The organism is Granulicella arctica (genome assembly GCF_025685605.1).
In the GTDB taxonomy this organism is placed as follows: Bacteria; Acidobacteriota; Terriglobia; order Terriglobales; family Acidobacteriaceae; genus Edaphobacter; species Edaphobacter arcticus.
In genome coordinates this window covers 1,338,058-1,356,748 of record NZ_JAGTUT010000001.1, presented here as the reverse complement: position 1 = coordinate 1,356,748, position 18,691 = coordinate 1,338,058, and the positions used below count along the sequence as shown (strand labels likewise).

At 54.7% G+C, this 18,691-nt stretch carries 9 protein-coding genes and 1 pseudogene; 4 read left to right on the top strand and 6 right to left on the bottom strand.

Annotated features, from left to right (window positions below):
• Positions 1-3: 3 nt before the first annotated feature.
• Genes OHL20_RS05490 through OHL20_RS05475 form a run of 4 tightly spaced genes read right to left on the bottom strand, consistent with a single transcriptional unit; the run spans position 4 to position 8,882 of the window.
• Positions 4-3,132 (bottom strand): efflux RND transporter permease subunit, encoded by a 3,129-nt coding sequence (locus OHL20_RS05490; RefSeq protein ID WP_263382198.1) that lies wholly within the window; start codon positions 3,130-3,132, stop codon positions 4-6.
• Positions 3,129-6,578, bottom strand: a complete 3,450-nt coding sequence (locus OHL20_RS05485) for an efflux RND transporter permease subunit (protein ID WP_263382197.1) — start codon at positions 6,576-6,578, stop codon at positions 3,129-3,131. Before OHL20_RS05485 ends, OHL20_RS05490 begins: the two co-directional genes overlap by 4 nt.
• On the bottom strand, positions 6,575-7,858 hold the full coding sequence (locus OHL20_RS05480; RefSeq protein WP_263382196.1) for an efflux RND transporter periplasmic adaptor subunit: 1,284 nt from the start codon (positions 7,856-7,858) through the stop codon (positions 6,575-6,577). The genes OHL20_RS05485 and OHL20_RS05480 overlap by 4 nt, the downstream gene beginning before the upstream one ends.
• A gap of 58 nt (positions 7,859-7,916) precedes the next feature.
• Entirely contained in the window at positions 7,917-8,882 is a 966-nt protein-coding gene (locus OHL20_RS05475) for a hypothetical protein (protein ID WP_263382195.1), read from the bottom strand.
• 261 nt (positions 8,883-9,143) lie between these two features.
• Here OHL20_RS05475 and OHL20_RS05470 point away from each other — a divergent pair, with 261 nt between their 5' ends.
• Positions 9,144-9,761 carry a TetR/AcrR family transcriptional regulator gene (locus OHL20_RS05470; protein WP_263382194.1) on the top strand — a complete coding sequence of 206 codons (618 nt, stop codon included), beginning with the start codon at positions 9,144-9,146 and terminating at the stop codon, positions 9,759-9,761.
• Positions 9,762-10,014: 253 nt separating this feature from the next.
• Here OHL20_RS05470 and OHL20_RS05465 read toward each other — a convergent pair whose 3' ends face one another.
• Complete coding sequence (locus tag OHL20_RS05465; RefSeq protein ID WP_263382193.1) at positions 10,015-10,575, bottom strand: carbonic anhydrase; 561 nt, start codon at positions 10,573-10,575, stop codon at positions 10,015-10,017.
• Positions 10,576-10,707: 132 nt separating this feature from the next.
• On the opposite strand from OHL20_RS05465, the gene OHL20_RS05460 reads away from it, so the two are divergent.
• Positions 10,708-11,679, top strand: a complete 972-nt coding sequence (locus OHL20_RS05460; RefSeq protein ID WP_263382192.1) for a GlxA family transcriptional regulator — start codon at positions 10,708-10,710, stop codon at positions 11,677-11,679.
• Positions 11,680-11,815: 136 nt separating this feature from the next.
• Here OHL20_RS05460 and OHL20_RS25170 read toward each other — a convergent pair whose 3' ends face one another.
• Entirely contained in the window at positions 11,816-12,295 is a 480-nt protein-coding gene (locus OHL20_RS25170; protein WP_396271671.1) for a hypothetical protein, read from the bottom strand.
• Between the two features lie 560 nt (positions 12,296-12,855).
• Here OHL20_RS25170 and OHL20_RS05455 point away from each other — a divergent pair.
• Both OHL20_RS05455 and OHL20_RS25430 read left to right on the top strand, forming a co-directional pair.
• Positions 12,856-13,296: a hypothetical protein gene (locus tag OHL20_RS05455; RefSeq protein ID WP_263382191.1), complete on the top strand. Its 441-nt coding sequence runs from the start codon at positions 12,856-12,858 to the stop codon at positions 13,294-13,296.
• A 1,728-nt stretch (positions 13,297-15,024) separates the two neighbouring features.
• Positions 15,025-18,671, top strand: a pseudogene (locus OHL20_RS25430) (TonB-dependent receptor domain-containing protein).
• Positions 18,672-18,691: the final 20 nt, after the last annotated feature.

Here is an 18,691-nt window from a genome sequence, read left to right as displayed (position 1 = left end):
TTCCTAACTGGCTGGATGGTTAGCAATTATAGGGTTTGGGATGCCTGGGTTCCTGATGCCGCGCCGACGCCTCATCCACTGGCTGAAACGATCGAAGTAGAGGTAGATAACGGGCGTTGTGTAGAGCGTCAGCACTTGACTGAAGAGGAGTCCGCCGCAGATCGCGATACCCAGAGGCCGGCGCAACTCCGAACCGGTGCCGGTACCAAGGGCAAGCGGGAGCGCTCCGAAGAATGCCGCAAGGGTGGTCATCAGAATGGGCCGGAAGCGCAGCATGGCGGCTTCGAAGATCGAGTCTTCGGTGCTCATACCCTGTTCCCGTTCTGCGAGAAGGGCGAAGTCAATCATTAGAATCGCGTTCTTCTTGACGATGCCTATCAGCAGGAAGATACCGATGACGGAGATAACATCGAATTCGCTATGAAAGATTAGCAGTGCGAAGATCGCGCCTACGCCTGCGGACGGCAGCGTGGTGAGAATGGTGATGGGATGAATGAAGCTCTCGTACAGCACGCCGAGGACGATGTAGATGGAGAGCAGCGCTGCAATGACCAACATCGGCTCGGTCGACAAGGATGCTAGGAATGCCTGGGCTGTTCCGGCGAACTGGCTGCGCACTGAAGGCGGTGTTCCGATTCGCTGCTGCATCTGGTTGATGTCCGTGGTCGCCTGGCCAAGTGAGGTGCTAGGGGCGAGATTGAAGGAGATCGTCACCGAGGGGAAGAACGATGAGTGATTTACTGCGAGCGGAGACGTTGCTGCGTGGGCTTTCGTGAAGGCCTGCAGCGGTACGGACTTCGGTCCCGACGAGTGGATGTAGGTGGAGTTGAGAGTGGTTGGATCGCGGTAGAATTGCGGCGCAGCCTCCATAACGACGTAGTACTGGTTCAGCGAGGTGTAGATGGTCGACACCGGGGCTTCACCGAACTCGTAGAAGAGTGACTGATCGATCAGTTGCGGCGTAATGCCGAAGCGCGAGGCCGTAGCGCGATCATAGTTCAACAGCATCTGGAGGCCACCGTTCTGCTGATCGGTGGTGACATCTTTGAGCTGCGGCATCTTCAGCATCTGCTTGTACAGCAATGGGCCCCAGGTGCCGAGATCGTCGACTGTATCGCCTGAGAGCTGGTACTGGTACTGAGCGTTACTCTGACGCCCGCCAACGCCAATATCCTGTGCGGCCTGTAGAAATGTTGAAGCTCCCGTCAGTGCGGCGAGTTTGGGGCGAAGTCGATCGACGACCTGGCCTGCAGTGGCATCGCGCTGATTCTTGGGCTTGAGCGAGAGGAAGACGAATGCGCTGTTGCTGGCACCCCCGCCACCACCTGTAAAGCCCGCTACGGTACGCACGGCCGGGTCAGCACCGATGATGCGCTGCACATCCAGTAAGGAGTCTCGCATGGAGGGAAATGATGAGTCCTGGGAGCCTTGGAGACCGCCGAAGATGAGGCTAGTGTCCTGCATTGGGAAGAGTCCCTTGGGGACGTAGATCAGTAGAAGCACATTGAGGGCAAGCGTCGCAACGAGGCTGAGGATGACCAAGATCGGATGCTTGAGTGTCCAGGTAAGCGATCGTCGATACCCGCTAAGGAGCGCGGTGAATGCGCCCTCGCTGATGCGATAGAAGCGGCCATGCTGCTCCGGGCCCGCCGGCTTCAATAGATAGACACACATCATTGGAGTCACGGTAAGAGAGATGACCATCGACACCGCGATCGAGATGCAGAGAGTCATCGAGAACTCATGAAAGAGGCGCCCTATGAGACCACCCATGAATAGGAGAGGCACGAAGACGGCAATGAGAGAGAGACTCATCGAGAGCACGGTGAAGCTGACCTCTTGTGCACCCTTAAGCGATGCCTCCCACGGGGAGTAGCCCATTTCGATGAAGCGTGTAATGTTCTCCATGACGACGATGGCGTCATCCACGACAAAGCCGGTAGAGACGGTGAGCGCCATGAGAGATAAATTGTTGACACTATAGCCAAGAAGGTACATTCCCGCGAAGGTGCCGATGAGCGATGTCGTGACAGCCACTGCTGGAATGAGCGTGGCTTGGGGGCTGCGAAGAAAGATGAAGACCACTGCCACGACAAGGATGATGGAGAGAACCATGGTGGTCTCAACATCCTTGACGGAGGCGCGGATGGTAGTCGTGGTGTCGATGGCGATCTCGAGTTTGTCGGCGACGGGGATGGACGCGCTGATACCCGGAAGCGCCTTCTTGATACTGTCCACGACCTTGATAACGTTCGCGTTGGGAAGCCTATAGACGAGGAGGACCACGCAAGGTTGGCTGTTCGCATAGCCTGCGGAACGTGTGGTCTGGGTGGAGTCAGAGAGTTGCGCTACATCGCTCAGATGTACGATTGCGCCCGTGCTGGTGTTAGTACCAATGACGAGCGGGGCGTAGTCCTTAGCCTTCATGATCTGATCGTTGGCGTTGATATCGGCCGTGATGAAGTCGTCGCTGATTTGACCCTTGGGACGATTCGAGTTCTGCAGTGATAGAGTCCGCGCGACATCGGTAGTGCCAATGCCATAGCTGTTGAGCTGCTGCGGATTGAGATCAATTCGGACCGCGGGCAGCGAACCTCCGACGACCTGGACCTGCCCGACGCCAGAAAGCTGGGAGAGCTTTTGCTGAACGATGGAGGCGGCGGTGTCGAACAATTCGCCCTTGGTATGAATGGGCGAGGTCATGTAAAGTACGGCGGCAGGGAAAGCGGAAGAGTTGACTTTCCTGTAGGTCGGGTTCGAGGGGAGATTCGAAGGCAGGTAGGTGCGGGCGGCATTGATGGCAGCCTGCACGTCGCGCGCTGCGCCATCGACATCACGGCTGTAGTCAAACTGCAGTGTGATCCCTGTGGTGCCGAGAGTGCTTGAGGAGGTCATCTGTGTGACGCCGGCGATATGGCCGAACTGACGCTCAAGGGGTGTCGCTACTGACGAAGCCATCACCTCGGGGCTGGCGCCGGGAAGAGTAGCTGCCACGGTGATGGTCGCAAAGTCTACTTGCGGGAGTGACGCGACCGGCAGGGCCTTGAAGGCGATGGCTCCGGCAAGAGTAATCGCGATGACCATCAGAATTGTGGCGACCGGCCGCCTGATGAAGATAGCTGAGAGATTCATGGTTGCTCCGCCGGATGGGGATTCGTGAACGTATGTTTCGGCGTGCGAGCGAAACGTTGCGCAAGCCGGTCGAAGAAGACGTAGATGACGGGTGTGGTGTACAGGGTAAGAACCTGACTGACCAGCAGGCCGCCCACCATGGCGATACCAAGAGGGCGTCGCAGCTCCGAACCAATGCCCGAGCCGAAGGCCAGGGGAATACCCGCGAAGAGGGCGCAAAGTGTCGTCATAAGAATGGGCCTAAAGCGCAGCAGCGAAGCCTCGAAGATTGCCTCCTCAGGGCTCATGCCGCGATTGCGTTCGGCGTCGAGCGCAAAGTCGACGATCATGATGCCGTTCTTTTTCACAATGCCGATGAGCAGGATGATGCCGATAATGGCGATCACATCGAGGTCTTGATGAAAGAGCCGAAGTGCGAGCAGCGCACCGACACCTGCGGATGGCAGTGTGGAGAGAATCGTGATGGGATGAATAAAGCTCTCGTACAGCACGCCCAACACGATGTAAACGGCTACCAGGGCAGCCAGAATGAGCCATGCTTCATTGCCACCGATGGTCTTGTAGGCAGCAGCCGTTCCTTGCAGGCTCCCGTCGACACTGGCTGGCATCTTCAACCTGTCTTTGGTCTTCTCGACAGCATCTACTGCCTGACTGAGTGAGTATCCCGAAGCGACATTGAACGAGATGGTGACCACTGGAAACTGTCCCTGATGGCTGATCGTCAGCGGCGAAGCCGTTGTTGTAAAGCTGCTGATCGCCGAGAGCGGAACGGGGGTTGCCAGCGAGGCGGACGAATTGGAGGAAGACCCGGAACCGGAGGTCCCGCTGGCAGATTGATTGCTCGACGAGCTTTGACTTGATGAGGAAAGGGCCGTAGTTGGAGTCGAGGAAGAGAGCGTATTGGAGCTTGAGCTGGCAGTCCCCAGGCCCGTGCTGCCGGAAGAGACAGCGGTACTGTTTCCCGTCGTGCTGGTCGTGTTATTGACAAGGGTGCTGATCGGTGAAGATAAACTCAGCCCTGTATTCGAAGAAGGGCTGAGCGTGCTCACAGTGCCATTCGAGGAAGAAGACGTGCGGCCGGAGGTGCTTTGTGCGGTCGAACCTGAGTTGGACTTGCTGGAGCCCTGAATGTAAATATCCTTGAGCTTCTGCGGGCTTTTCTGGAAGTCTGGAAGGGTTTCAAGGATGACGTGGTATTGATTCGACTGCGTGTAGAGGGTGCTGATCTGCCGCTGCCCGAATGCGTCATAAAGGGTGGAATCGATCTGATCGGGCGTAATATTGAGCCGCGAAGCCGTGGGTCGGTCATAATTCAGCTGCACGCTAAGACCGTTGTTCTGTTGGTCCGTCGCGACTTCGGTGATCTGCGGCAGCTTGCGTAGCTCCGTCATCATCTTCGCAGTCATTGCATCGAGCTCCGTGGCATCTGCGTCTTCGAGAGCGTACTGATACTGCGTCCGGCTCACACGATCATCCACCGTGAGGTCCTGTACAGGCTGCAGGTAAAGATGTATCCCAGGAACCTGATCGAGATGTTTTTGCAGGCGGTCAATTACCTGAGTCGCCGTGAGATGACGTTCGGCAACCGGCTTGAGATTGATCTGAATGCGTCCACTGTTCAGGGTGGTGTTGACACCGTCGGCTCCGATGAACGAAGAGAGACTTGAGACTGCCGGGTCTTTGAGGATGACCTCTGCCAGCTGCTGTTGCTTGTGCGACATGGCCGGGAACGAGATGGATTCAGGAGCCTGGGTGATGCCCTGAATTATGCCTGTATCTTGCGCCGGAAAAAATCCCTTGGGGATCTCGATATATTGGAAGATCGTCAGGGCCAACAGTGCGGCTGCGACCAGAAGTGTGACGGTTTCATATTGCAGCACCCATTTCAGAGTGCGACCGTAGGCGGCAATAATGCCCTTGAACCGATCTTCGGTCCATTGGTAAAAATGGTTCTGCTGATCCTCCGGCGTGTGCTTAAGAAGACGAGCGCTCATCATCGGTGTCAGCGTGAGTGAGACGACTGCCGAGATCAAAATTGTTACGCTTAGGGTAACGGCAAACTCGCGAAATAGACGCCCTACGACGTCTCCCATAAAGAGGAGGGGGATAAGTACTGCGATGAGTGAGACAGTTAGCGAGATGATGGTGAAGCCGATCTGCTCTGCGCCCTTGAGCGCTGCTTCCATCGGTTCCATGCCCTCCTCAAGGTAGCGCGAGATGTTTTCGATCATCACGATCGCGTCGTCCACGACGAACCCGGTCGAGATCGTGAAGGCCATCAGCGTGAGATTGTTGAGGCTGTAGCCGAGCAGATGCATCACCGAGAAGCTTCCAACCAGCGATAGTGGAACGGCGACGGCTGGGATGAGTGTTGCCTTCATGCTGCGCAGGAAGACAAAGATAACCAGCACGACTAATCCGACCGTGAGTATCAGTTCAAATTCCACGTCCGAGACTGAGGCGCGAATCGTGTTGCTCCGGTCCGTAAGGATCGTCAGCTTGATCGAAGTTGGGAGACCAGCCTGAAGTTTTGGAAGGAGCTTCTCAACCGAATCAACGACGGCAATCGTGTTGGCACCAGGTTGACGCTGAATGTTGAGGATGACTGCTGGCGTCTGATTCATCCAACCGGCGAGCTTCGAGTTTTCGATCCCGTCCTGGATCTTTGCGACATCCGTTAACATCACCGGCGCGCCGTTCTTGTAAGCTACAACGACATCGCGATAGCCATCGCCCGAGAGCAATTGATCGTTGGCGTTGATCTGGAAGTTTTGTGCTGGCCCATCGAAGCTGCCCTTCGCCGTATTGGCGGTGGTGCTGGTGAGCGCACTGCGGAGATCTTCAAGATTAATGCCGTATGATGACAGCGCTACAGGATTAGCCTGTATGCGTACAGCGGGTTTTTGACCGCCGCTGATTGTGACCAGGCCGACGCCACTTAACTGCGAAATCTTGGGAGCGAGCCGCGAGTCAACCAGGTCTTCGACCTTTGAGAGCGGCAAGGTCTTCGAGGTAAGTGCAAGGGTAAGGATCGGCGCGTCGGCGGGGTTGGATTTGCTATACACCGGCGGCACGGGAAGATCGGTGGGCAGATATCCCTGTGCGGCGTTGATCGCGGCCTGCACTTCCTGCTCTGCTACATCGATATTGAGATCGAGTGCAAACTGCAGCACAATGACCGAACTTCCGTCGGAACTAGTCGAGGTCATCTGCGTGAGTCCGGCGACCTGGCCGAACTGGCGCTCAAGCGGAGCCGTCACGGCGGAACTCATTACCTGCGGGCTGGCACCTGGGTAGAAGGTCAGTACCTGGATTGTCGGATAGTCAGCCTCGGGAAGCGCAGAGATCGGTAAGGTTGTATACGCAACGAGACCGATGATAAGGATCGCCGCCATGAGGAGAATTGTGGCGATCGGCCGAAGGATGAAGATCCTTGAGGGGTTCATCGGCTGCCCCCGGACTGACCGCCCTGAGCCTCTAGGTTAGCTGCTTGTTCCCGCGCAGGAGCGCTTTCAACTTTGACTGCAGACCCGTCTTGCAACTTGTCGAAGCCGGTGGTAGGCACAACTTCACCAGGGTTGAGCCCGGTCACGGCCGCAACCTGATTTTCATTTGTCAGTTCCACAATGTTCCGAATCTTCACGGTATTGCCGGAGACGATGTAAACGAAGGCCTGTGTGCCATTGCGCTGTACAGCGGCGGTCGGAACAAGCACAGCGTTCTGCAGTGTCTTGACCAGCAACCGGGCGTTCACAAATTGATTCGGATAGAGTCGCAGATCGGTATTGGCAAACTGGCCCCTGAAACGTACCGTGCCAGTCGTCGTGTCAATCTGGTTGTCGAATGTAAGCAATTTGCCAGATGCGATCTTTGTCTGCTGCGAACGATCAAAGACATCGACCGCGAGCGCACTACGATGCAGAATCTGGCTTCGCACCTGATCCAGATCGTCTTCCGCTACATTGAAGACGACCGTGATCGGCTCCAGTTGAGTGACGACGACCAGTGGGTTTGAACCGCCGGAAAATATGACATTGCCGGGATCGACCAGGCGAAGTCCCACACGTCCATTGATAGGAGAGGACAGGTGGCAATAGCTCAATTGGACCTGGGCGTACTCAACCTGTCCGACATCGTTCTGAACTGTGCCGCGGCTCTGCTCGACTAATTGGACCTGGTCCTCGTACGTCTGCCGGGAGATCGCCTGCTGATCAGACGCATCCTTGTAGCGCACAAGATCCATCTCTGCCTGCGCCAGCACGCCTCGATCACGCTGCAGCGTGCCCTGTGCTTCTTTCAACTGCGCTTCGTATGGGCGAGGGTCGACTTCGATTAGCGAATCGCCACGATGCACCATCTGCCCTTCGACATAGTTGACCGCCATGACGCGGCCACTGACCTGGCTGTAAAGATTGACAGTAGCCAGCGGGGTTACGGTGCCAAGGGCCTGGACGTAATAGCCGATCGGACCGAGGCGTGCCGTAGCTGTCTTGATGGTGGCGACCTGAGGAGGTTCGACCTTGTTTGCAGCATCGGCTTTCCCTTTCCTGACGCCGCTGACCACGGCGGCGCTCACGACGACAAGTACGATCAGCACCAGTAGCCATGTCACGATACGACGTCTCCGAGTGCTTGGCACCGGAGTAGTTGTTCGCGACTGGCCGGGGTCGGATAGTTGCGGCTGTGAGGAATCAAACTCGCTCGTCGTGGTATCGCTGTGTTCCATCGTTCTTCCTCGTGGTGATTCTGATACTGCTCATTGTCAGGCAAGAATTCTGATCCGTTCAGACGGCCGACTTAGCTTCGTGCTTCTGCATCTCTTTGTCCATTCGCTTTGCGACTGACTTCGCGATGCTATCAGCGAGCCCAAGGCTGTCGGAGTCACTCCGATCACTCTTCTTCATCTGTACATCGAAGATGGTTTTTTCATTTATATCGCGGAGATTGATATCGAAGGCGAGAGAAGTTGTGCCGAGGAACATTCCCAGTGGACCAGTCGATGCTCGCACGGCACGATTGCCTTTCTTAAAAGCAGTAACGGTTACGCGTAGTGTCAGTTCTGTACAGCCGGGACCGGAGGAGAGATCGCCTGTCCGCAGAAAGCTGTCGCTCGAATTGTGTGACTTTAGCTGCTTGAAGAGTTGCTCATAGAGCAGAATGCGATACTCACTCGGTAGCTCTATCCCGCTGACTAAAATCGGGGCAAGCAGAACAGACTTTGGGGTTGACGCACCCTCAGAACAAGAGGGTGTCGGATGCTTTACTAGAGGAACAAGAGACGCGGTCAGCTGCTCCCGGATCGCGTTGGCTTTTTGGAAAGGCACTGCGAAAACGACTCCATGATAACCATCGTGCTCATCGAGAGACTCGACGGTGAGCAGATCAACTTGGCCGTTGGTGATAGCCCCAAGCGCTGCTCCGCCCCCATAAGGGATAACCTTGCGAACAACCTTGCCGGTGGTACCCCAGGGCTCGGTTCGTTGATCGCCGACGAAGACGTTCAGAATTCGGCTTCTTGGAATGGTGGCTCGGACTGTCCCATTCGAGAAGACGATAGTATCCGGGGTGATTAGGAGACTTCCTTTAATGTCGGGCCTGACCTCCATGAGACCGGCCACATGGACCACGTCGATCGCCCGATCAGATAGATGCACTGTCTGAGCAGGGATTTGCTGAGGATCCTGCGCGTAAACGCAGATCGAGCAAGCGGCGAACAGTGCGACATGGAAGACCTTTGAGAAATAAAACATCAGACTCTCCTTGTGGATCGGACTAGGTATTAGAATAAGTTGATACGCGCACGGATGCATTTTGTTCCGATAAAGTGAAGCGGCCGAAACGGTACACCACACAGGCCACCTTGAGAGGTTATGTAGCAGGCCGTTCAAGATTAACGTTCCTTGTTTTTCAAGTCCAAATAGCTCGCTGTAAAGTAGGTAGGGATGAAAAACACAAGGCCGGGAACTCTTCTTAACAAACATCAGGTAAAGACGGAGGCCACGCTCCGCAGTGTGCTTGATGCCTCGGAGAGAGTGTTCGTTCGGGATGGATATGAGCGAGCCCAGATAGAGGCGATTGCCGCAGAAGCCGGTCGCACAAAAGGCGCGGTCTACGCTCACTTTCGAAGCAAGGAAGATATTTTTTTTGCGCTCATTGAAAGGAAGGCACAAGAGCGGCGGGATGAGTTTCTTCATTCTGCGGAAGGGAAAGATCTCGAGCAGCGCCTGGCTATCGTTAAGAAGCTCTTCCTTGGGGCGCTACGAAATGAAAACTGGCCAATTCTCATGTTGGAGTTCAAACTGCTGGCATTGCGCAACAAAGCTTCTCTGCAGCGGGTGCGAGATCTTTATAAACTTATCTATGAGGACATGGGGCGGGCCATCTTGTCCGGTAGAGGTGTATCTACGGTCGAAACGAAAGAAAGAGATATCATCGCTCTAGCCATCCTGCGAGGGATTCCCGGTGCGGTCATCCTAGAACAACAGTTCAATCCAGGCTTGATCTCATCAGCAGTTGCGGACCAGGTGTTCGAAACTATCTTCGATGCTTTACTTGGACATAGAAACAATTCGCCAACACCAAAACCTTCCGGCGGAACTCAGAAGACGAAGCGCGCACGAAAGCTTTAGGACATTCGTTGCACTGCACTGTTTCCTGAGACCTGCCTCTCCACGAGCCTCGCTCAGCAGTCCATAATTCTATCGAGATGCACGACGGTGAGATCGTGTCTTCCTACTGGACGAGACATGGATCGTGACCCGCTCCGGTGAGGCCGTTCAGCACGTCGAAGTACCTCGGGCATCGGTCTTGCTAACCAAGAGAGCGTTTCTGATTACCTATGCGCACGCAAGAGCGGTCAACGTCTCTTGCGTGCGCATAACCTTAAGCGGTGCGCAGAGGCGCAGGTGGGACAACGACCTCTGCCAGACCAGTGGTGACGTCATAGTTGACACCGGAAATGATCCACGAAGCAGGTAGGGCCGTGATTGCTCTGAGCGCCGCTACATCCATAGCAATGGCGCTGCGCGGATCGAGGACGGTCTTTGCCTCCAATTCAGTTTCGGGTATCTGAAAGTAGTTCGCCAGCAGAGCCGAATCTCCGGCAAGCCGAGTGATTCCGCAATCGGTGTGCTGAAGGATCACGATGTGAAATTCTCCGCCGCCGCCGGGAGTTTCACCGGCGACTTGGCCGATCCTGCCCAGCATCCCGATCTGCTCAATCAGACCCGGAGTGATGCGACCACCAATATTGCGCATCACAACTGCTTCGCCTAAGTCCACGCCGAGTACATGAGCTGGATCGACGCGCATATCGGCGCAGGTAATGATGAGCGACTTGACGTAGGGGAGACTCTCTGGAAGCGAAGGCATCGGTGTGCCTTCGGAAGAAACGTGGGCGGCAAACTCTTTGTTACGGACCAGCATGTTGTCGAAGGCGCTCATGGTGAATTCTCCTGAAAAGTTTTGGTGTGATTGCTTGCCGTGTGTGAAAGGCAGACTTCAATAGAGCTACTTTAGTTCCAGCTGCGTTACAATAGTATTGTCGCGAACGACAATTTTGAGGTCATTTACGCCATGCGTATATTTATACTCGCGATCGATGGGGTCTTCGATACAGGGCTCTCCGTTACCTTGGACGCGTTCTCTACGGCGAGCCGCCTATCCGCCAAGCTCTTTGACGGAACCCCTCGCTTCGATGTCACGACCGTTGGTGTCCGACGAACGGTTCATACCTCGCAGGGCCTCACGGTGCCTGTCCAATCCATCAAGCCAGCTTCGAGGCCGGACTGGGTCATCGTCCCTGCTGTGCTCGCCGGAACACCAGATGAGCTCTTCGCTAGGCTCGAGCGGGCGGACATGCGTGATGCTAAGTCACAACTGCTAAAGTGGAGCGCAAGGGGTACCCTGATCGGCGCCGCGTGTATGGGCACGTTTATTCTCGCGGAAACAGGTCTCCTTGATCTGCAGAAATCCACCACCACCTGGTCACTTGCGCCGTTCTTCCGACGGCGGTTTCCATACGTGCAGCTGGATGAATCTCGTATGGTGGTTCCATGCACGATCGGCGTCACGGCCGGCTCAGCCATGGGACATCTCGACTTGGCGCTCTGGATCATCCGGCAAGCGAGCCCTGAACTGGCAGACACTGTGTCTTGTTACCTGACTGCCGATCTGCGCTCTTCCCAGGCGCCGTTCATCATCCCGAATCACCTTGCCCAGGCAGACCCGATGATCCTGCGTTTCGAACGTTGGGCTCGGTTGAATCTGAAGGATGGCTTTTCCCTGCAGGCTGCGTCCAAAGCACTTGCGACCAGCGCTCGCACCCTGCAGCGCCGTTGCCATGCCGTCCTAGGCAAGTCTCCCCTTGACTATTTCCAGGATCTGCGTGTGGAACATGCCCAGTCTCTTCTTCATCGTGATAGCTACGATATCGAGGCCATCGCGACAGCAGTCGGATACGCGGATGGCGCCACCCTCCGTGCTCTCTTGCGGGATCGCCTCGGGCGCGGTGTTCGGGAGATCCGCGCTGGTTTTTCAATGAATTGATACGACGCGCTTGTTGTCAACAAACAACCACAGGAACTAGCACGAGGGTGTTCATCCTGATTGCCGTAGATTTGAAACGCAAGCTAGGATCAGTCCCGATAGGCCGGCTTCTTGGAAGCGATGCAGCCATCCATTCTCAACTGAGGAGAACAGGCTTTAGCGCAAATCGACAGCTCCGGAGAACAGGCAGCCAAAGCGGTCGTTTACGGGCTATTCCAAGCTCTGCTTGTACCCGAGGTAACGCTCGGTTGTCAGGACGGAGGCGTGGCCCAGAAGGAACTGTATTTGCTCCAACTCGCCCGCCATTCACATGACACAGCTTTGCGCAGGTGCGCCGAAGATCATGAGGGGCGAGATGGTTGAGCTCCAGGCGCCCGGCACAGCTCCGGACCACGTACCAGACGACGTTCTCGGAAATGCCGGTTCCCCAGGCGGTTCTGTGGCGACTAACTGCCCTGAATACCCGACCCGTCGTGACGGATGCAGCGATCATCCACCTGTTCACAGCGATCTTCACCCAGACCGGCATGGGTACGGTTCGGAAGTGGTTGCCCTTGCCGACAAGGTCAACGATAGCCCAGTGCCCTTGTCGGATCTGAATATCCTCCCGTCGCAAGGCCCGACAACTCGGCTCGGCGCAGACCGCAACCGAGCAGGATAGATATAATAGCGATGTCTCGGATGCTGCGTAAACCTTTTCCGTTCGATTCTCAAGTAGTAACCGAGCTTGCTCGCGGTTCAGCCAGTTGCCCGCCCGGCAGCCCAGTTGCTTTACGCCTCTAACTCGCCTGATGCCGGCAGCAAGTTCCGGACTCAACAGACTGGAGTCTGCCGCCTCGTAGGCGAGCCTTCTGACCGCTGCGATTCTTAGTCGTACCTGCGGCGAGTCCGAGCGATTCTAGGTGTAGACGAAAGCGCAGGACGACGGTCCGATTCAGGGCCAATCTTGATTCCGAACAATACCAATCGATGAATTGCTCCATTGCAAATTTGTAGTTGCGTCTCTAACGCGGAGAACTCAAGCTGTTCAAGACTGAGGTTTTAGCAGGCAAGTTCACTGGTCTCGCCAAAAGACATGAACCTCAACCGCGAAGGCCATTCAACCGACGTTAAGGCTGGCTAAATCATGACAACATGCTGGACCGGCCGGGATAGAAGAAACCTGAGCAGCCCGGGGTGAATGGTATCCGCTACGCCGCGAAGACGAGCTTTCTCTACTACACGTCGACCTCCCAAAATCTGATGATGAAAGTAAAGGTCGATACGGTTTCACTGGAGCCGACGGAGGAGCCGCGGTTTGTCGCAGGGGGCCGCTATTGGGATGATTTCGTTCTCGATGAGCAAGCTGGTGTCGCCTACGCGACGACTCACAGGGAGAACACCATTGATCGGGTTTCGCTGGGAGCGGATGCAAACCGGTCTGACTTTACCGTTGCTGTTGGCAATCCGTTCACCGAGGTTTTGGTCGGCCCAACTAGCGGCGTCTGGCGGCGTGGACCGGGAGACTACGGCCGAGTGGCGTATTTCACAACGGATGGAGGCGCCGCGCAATCGCCCGACGGCGTATCCCGGACAGCCAAGGTTCTGCGCGTAACCTTTCCACCCGTTGCCGAGTAAGGAACAGATTGGCTACCCAGTGGATTGCATGAAAGGGGTGCGAGATGGTTCAGCAGGCAGAGACGCGGCAGGCGGCATTTGTTACAGGCGGATCTGGTTCCGTCGGCGGAAGGCTCATCGAGGCATTGATCGCGAAGGGCTGGGAAGTACGAGCTTTGACGAAAATCGGACGGAACCCTGGAAAGAAGGCTGGATTGCTGTCGATATTAACCTTGGAATCCTTGCAGAACTAAAGCAGGGATGAAGAGGGAAACTTAGCGTGCGATGCTTTGCCGTTGCGGGAATCCCAAGATTCTTACAGTCGGGCTCTGTGCGACCTGTTATACGCTCAAGCGGCAGGACGAAGAGTATTTTGGAGGATTGCGTGAGGCTGTGCTTAAGCGTGATGGCCACCGTTGCCGCGTGTGTGGCAGACCTGGAGGCCGCAAACGAAGTCTTGCCGTTTGTCATGGTGTCGCCGGCGAGTCATAGCTGGACCTGATGATTACGCTGTGCTTGGCTCACCATGCAATGGTGACTCGCACCCTGGTTCTACTTGAAGACTGGCCGGAACTGCTGCGTGTGCTCTGGCGTGAGGAGCACCCAGAAGCGCATGAACAAACGGCTCTCGATTTCCGCGTTCTCGGTACTCCTGCGGAACAAACAAAATTCTTAGAAATCCGGCTCACCCGGAGCAAGGCCTGTAACGAGAGCGGACGACCACCTGCCGCCGATCCAATCGCCTCGTCAGACGCTCCCGAGCAGGCAGTGAGGCGTCTCTATCGCAAAGTTCTGTTTCGCGCTCCGTCCGGTCTTCTCGACAGCGGAAACAGGAAAGCCTTTGCCCCCTCTCTCAGCCAAACCATGCTCCGAAGGATTGAAACAGACCGGGCCTGTTCGCGGGACTGGTTTAGACAGAACAGAGGCCAGTTAGTGTAGGCACCTTTCGGTTGGTCGGAAGCTCGGAAGGATGAGAACACTTGAATGAACCTGCCTATGTGAAAGCCAAGGTCCGCTATGTCATTTCGCGATAACAAATAATCTCTCACAGCCTCAAACGCAACAACCGAACCTTTCAAAGTTTTTTAGTTGACAAGCTTCTGACCATAAAGGTATGGTCCTTCTCGTTGAAAACGTTTTCAAAATAGCGCTACCAACGCAATCCTTGTGAACTAGGAACCGTAACTCTCTGGAGGCGAATCGAATGAAAACGCTACCATTTCTCGCGCGGAGAATTCTACGCAAAGCTCTAAATCCAAACCTGCAGTTGGAGTGTCTTCCCCTCGTCCCTAGCGTGTTTTTGATCTGTAAACATCATGCAAGCGTGGCTGGACCGTAAGCAATATATCGGCGCAATCACCGGCTTACGCTGATGGACTGGTTTAGCGCTACAAGCAAAACGAAGAATTCAGCCCCGATGTCGTCTAGAAGCTCTTGGCGCTTTCTCAGACCTGCGCTCCGATTGGTCTCCTGAAAGTCCGATTCTTGTGGGAGGTGAGGATTCTGGGCCACAGCGTAGCCGCTTCAATCCTGTGAATATCGACGTCAACGCGCCGCGGTCGAAACCACCTTGCAGGGATGGGCCCAGCGATCGGAAAGGTGAGGTCGCTGCTCGCTGTAAAACCAATCGCTACCCAATCCAAGTTTGGTAAGGCGACTCATCGTTGTTTCATCAAGAGCCATACTTCTAAGTCGGATATGGCATACCAAAGCGCATTACTCAGCAAGGTAGGAAGCACCTGAGTGGCCATGATCGCCAACTTGGATGTGAGGGCCAGAATGATCCATGTTCGTGTACCGCTAACAGCACTATTCCTGCTATCCGCAAGCTTACTAAGTGCGCGACAGTTTACAGGTCGTGTGACGGATCCATCTGGAGCGGTCCTGACCAAGGCTACGATCACCGCGCTCAATGTTGACACCAACGTAGTGACCAGGACGGCAACGACACGATCAGGGGACTACACCATTCCCTATTTGAAGGTGGGAAACTACACACTATCCGTAGAAGCAAAAGGGTTTGAAACTGCAGTACACACAGGAATTAATCTACAGGTCGATCAAACAGCAACCGTCGATTTTGCTATGAAGGTCGGAAGTAGCTCTGAGACAGTGACGGTCAACAGTGATCCACTCATTGATTTTGGGAAGGGGGATGCTGGAGAGGTCGTGGAGAATACCCGGGTTGCTGAACTCCCCCTTAACGGCCGTGATCCCGGGATGCTATCTATCTTGAGCGCGGGAGTGACCTGGAACCAGGGAGCTACTCAATATCAACGCCCATTTGACGATACGCAGGCGAACACCGCTATCAACGGCGGCGGAGCGGGGAACGTCGAGTTAATGTTGGATGGGGTATCCAACGAGGCGTCTTCGACAAACAACACGGGCAACGCGCGCATTGCGTATGTGCCGCCTGTCGATTCAGTGCAGGAGTTCAAGATCGTGACGAACGCCTATGACTCGCGTTTTGGCCGTAACTCGGGCGGTGTCGAGGACGTTATCCTCAAGTCGGGCACGAACCGAATCCACGGCGATGTTTATGAGTACGCCCGCCGTACATTTCTCGACGCCAACTTATGGCAGAACAATTACAAAATCGCTACCGCGCTGCCCGGGACAGACACGTCGCAGTTCGGAACGCAAAAGCATAAGCTGGACCAGTATGGCTTCGAGTTGGATGGGCCGATTGTTATACCGAAGGTGTACAACGGCCGTGATAAATCCTTTTTTACAATGCAATATGAAAATTGGAATGAAGTTGAACCGAATACTGTTACCGACTCCGTCCCAAGTCCATCCTGGCTGAAGGGTGACTTCTCTAATCTGGTCTACTACACCGGCTCGGCCTATGCTCCTATCAGCCTGCTAGATCCGGAAAACGTAGCTCAAAACGGTAACGGAACTTACGTCCGCGTTCCGTTCGGTCCTTCCGATGGTATTAATCCAACACCCGCCGCAAACATTATCCCGACCTCACGAATAAATACTGTTGTCAAAAAATACTTTCTTATTATCCCGCGCCCAACACACAAACAGCAGCCGGCTCCAATCCTTTCGCAAACAACTATACGGTTGCTGCTGCTGATACCGACCGTTACCGCAATGTGCTCGGAAAATGGGATGAGAACATCTCATCTAAAGATCGTTTCAGCTTCCACTACGGATATTGGGAGCGAGTCGAAAGTCGAAGCTATGTCGGCTTTAATAATGCGGCGGATAACGGTCAACTGCCTCACGGGGAACGTAGTCATACCTTCACTCTTGAAGAGACTCACACTGTTAGCCCCAACCTGTTGTTGGACTTTCGCAGCAACGTATCCATCAGAGCTGACTACTCGTTTGGTGGGCCGCGCTTTGATCCCACAACACTGGGGCTATCTTCAGCAGATGTGGCTAGTATGGGCTCCGCAGCCGCAGCCGAGTTTCCCTACATTCAGGTTAGTGAATTCGCCTCCCTTGGCACAAACAATAATTCACAAACGGTCAGCAACTCTCTCCTCCTGTTTCCGTCGGTAACCTGGGTAAAGAATAAGCAGACTATTCATGCAGGGCTTGACGCACGTTTCCAGCAATCAGGAAATAACATTGTAGGCGGCGGCAACAATCTCTCTGTTGATCGTCAGTGGACCCAGACCAACTGCTGTGGCCCGTATGACGTTGCCAGCGGTAATTCCATCGCTTCATTGTTGCTCGGTAATCTCACCTCAGGCAGTAACTCCATCAATGTGAAAACGTTCTTCTCCTCGCACTACTGGGCTCCGTTCGTTCAGGACGATTGGAAGGTGACGAGGAGGCTCACTCTCAACCTTGGAGTGCGTTGGGATTTTGATCCAGCCCAAACCGAGCGGAATAATTTTGCGAATTACGCATTCAATACCACTGCTACGAACCCAATCGATTCCCAGGTCTCTGTTCCTGGTCACGGGCCGCTGCTTGGCGGCATTACGTACCTCGGGGTCAACGGCAATCCCCGTGCACCATTCGCACTCACGAAGGGGAGTGTTCAGCCGCGCGTGGGTTTCGCCTACGCCCTCAATGACCGAATGGTTCTTCGTGGAGGTTTCGGAGAATCGTTTCGGAGTCAGCAAGCGGCGCCGTCGACCTATGGCTTCAGCGCCACGACAAACTACCAGGCGAGTGACCCAACACGACCAAGCACTTCGTATCCCAATCTTGTTAATCCCATCAGTCACCTCTATCCCTCAGTGATTCAACCTACCGGGTCTTCGCTCGGCATGCTGGAACAATTAGGACAGAGTCCGTTTTTTCTGAACCCGCACTACAAGATTCCCAACTTCTGGACATACTCTGTTGGGATAGAGCAGCAGTTTCGCAGAAACGACACGATCAGCATCGCCTACGTTGGAAGCCGCCTGAACAATGGCGATAGCAGTGACAACATCAATCACCAGAGTGCCGCCGCGTATGCTCCCTGCAATCCAGCATTGGGTGGAAGATACGAGGTCTGCACGAATAATAATCCTGTCAATCCCTTCGAAGGGATCAATGGATTCCAAGGATCGAACTACTATGATTCAACAACGATCAGTCAGCTGAATTTCACTCGTTCCTTTCCACAGTTTGGGGACATAACGGAGTATCAGCTTAATGATTCGCGCACTTGGTATAACTCGCTTCAGGTTACTGCGGCCCATAAATGGAACAAGTCTCTTACGATGCACGGTACGTGGACCTGGTCCAAGCAGATGGATGCAGGAGGGTTTGCCGATACGACGTATCGCGTGCTCTCAAGAAGTTTGGATGGTAACGATAGAACCCACCGCATCACTATTTCGGGAGTCTATCTTTTACCGATTGGCCGAGGGCGTTCGTTTCTAGGCGGTACGAACCGAATTGTTGATGGTGCGATCGGCGGATGGGAGATAGGTAGTTTGTATGTCTACCAAACCGGTACACCGTGGGGCATCCCAAGCGGCACGAACTTGCTGAGTAGTCCTTATATTCACCCACACATCCAGAAGGACAATGGCTTTATTCGCCTCGTCTCTCCATGTGTCGAGAAGTATCAGGAGAACAGTTCGGGCGCGTACCCCCTAGTGCAAGTGCCGGTTGATTATGATGGCACGTGCAGTCAGGCCAACTTTCTGCAGGTGCCCAGCTATGGAGAGACGATGAATACTACGTACACCGGGATTCGTCTTCCGCGCAGTCACCAGTTCGACACGAACCTTTCGAAGAATTTCGCACTTTACGAAAGGCTGAGCCTACAGATACGCCTCGAAGCCTTCAATGTATTGAACCATCCATTGTGGTCGGTAAGTCCGGATAGCAATACTAACGATTCAACCTTCGGTTTGATTCAAAAGGGTGCCGGTACGGGGCAAAGCAATCTGCCTCGGCAAATGCAGCTCTCAGCCAAGATCAGCTGGTAACTGATGCTGGCATTCACCAG